This window comes from Novipirellula sp. (assembly GCF_041583735.1).
GTDB lineage: Bacteria > Planctomycetota > Planctomycetia > Pirellulales > Pirellulaceae > Novipirellula.
On record NZ_JBFHFD010001004.1, the window covers coordinates 1 to 1,853 of the forward strand.

Genomic DNA, 1,853 nt, shown 5'->3' on the forward strand with positions numbered 1-1,853 from the left:
GCAAAGGAGCAACTTTTGAGAATCTATGACGATGAAAGAGTTGATGAGGTCGTCAATATTGTTCAAGCCATGCCCATCGATAAACGAAAAGATATATTGGCGGAGTTTGTTCAGCCATCCGAAGCCGACAAACTCTCCGAGATCCTACGCCGCATCGGCGAAGGGTATCCAACCACGTCCCTGATTAGTCAGGCAGGCGGCGAGTAGCGTTTTGCTAGCGATTTCTCTAGCGGCGCCGATTCGCTACTAGGGGAGGCCTCGAAGATGAGCGAGTCGCAAACAACATCCAGCACCGCTGGCGCACGAACTCCCACGCAAAATCGTTTGCGATCGCTTGGCACTCAACTGCAATCGATCGACCCTTCCAGCAGCATCGTCGATGCCTTTGCTGATGTCTTTGCCCAGATCGCGGCGATCGAGTCGCCACAGACGACCAAAACCCTTCCGGCGGTCTCGGATTCATCCTCGTCACCTGAATCGTCCTCGCAAAACGAAGCGAGCGAGAATGCCACCGCTACCGAATCTATCGAGGCGGACGAGGCAGATGTCCTCGCCCAAGAAAACGCAACCGACTTGGCAGCCTTGGCCATCCCCAGCGGTAACAGCGACGACAACGCGAATCAAGAAACGGTCGCGGACACGACACCCGGCGAAGAACGAATTGTCGCTGAGTCCGAATCGACCGAAGACGCCACCGCGAATGATGCGAGCGTGTTAGCGGCCGCGACGGTCCAAAACAAAACCGACGCCAATGAACAAGCCGACAACGTTTCGGTAGACCAAACCGAACAGGCCGATGCCAACGCAGTGCTTCCGACTGGAGAGCACGACCAGGCCAAACAAAAGTCTTCTCAGCAGGAAGCGGAAACATCGACCGAGTCGCTCGCTCGTGTTCCAACGACGGACAAGAACACAGCGGAAACGAGCGAAGACACCACGACCGACGCCGAGTCGGTATCGACCGACGCGACATCGGAAACCGAGGCCGAATCGAACTCGGGGGACCACCGCCGCGATTCACGCCAGCGCCGCCGCGACCACTTTGGTCCCGTCAACGGTGGCGAGCGATCTGGTGGCGGAACGATTGACGAAGCCGCATCGGCGGCACGCAGCGGAAACGCCGCATCGCCATCGGCTTCGGCGACTGCGACGTTGCCGATTCCCGAATCACTCTCTAGCATCGAACCGACGACCATCCAAAGTGCCAACGTCAATCCTGCGGCACAGCAGGCGGTCGAAGCGATCACGCAGACGGCGGCCGCAGCTGCGGCCGCCGCACGCACCACCGCGGCCGCAACCGCAACTGCAAACGCTTCGTCGGCGACATCGACCAACAGTGCAGCTCGTGATGGCAGCGGAGCTGTCAGTGGACCGAACACGACCACGTCGGCTGCGGATGCGACGACAAAACGAGCTGAAAAGAGTGGCAATTCAAGCACCACGGATCTGATCTCGCGAGCCAAGTTGATCCAGCGTGTCAGTCGTGCATTCCAGCATCTTGGGCCCGACGGCGGCAATGTTCGGCTTCGTTTGGCACCTGCGGAACTGGGTACAGTCCGCTTGGAAATGCAGATCAAGTCAAACAAGATTCAAACGCGAGTCGTCGCCGAAACCGAGGCGGCGGCAGCCGCATTGCGTGAGAACCTGCCCGAGCTGCGAGCACGGCTGCAATCGCAAGGGATGCAAATCGAGCAGTTATCGGTGGAAGTCGAAAAGGACCCACAATCGGGCGAGCGTTCCTTTAGCGGGCACCAATCCGGGGCAGAGCAGGGCGGGGCAGGGTACTCGTCGGGTGATCGTTGGCAATCATCCCGCCAATCGCCTCGCCCAAGGCCAAATCGCGATCTCGCAGC

1 protein-coding gene and 1 pseudogene are annotated in these 1,853 nt (G+C 59.1%); both read left to right on the plus strand.

Going from position 1 to position 1,853, the window contains the following annotated elements:
• Window positions 1-207 (plus strand): annotated as a pseudogene (locus ABX962_RS35505) (hypothetical protein); the annotation flags it as partial.
• 57 nt (window positions 208-264) lie between these two features.
• Window positions 265-1,853: flagellar hook-length control protein FliK (locus tag ABX962_RS35510; protein WP_372726374.1), on the plus strand; the 1,589-nt coding region annotated here is incomplete at its 3' end.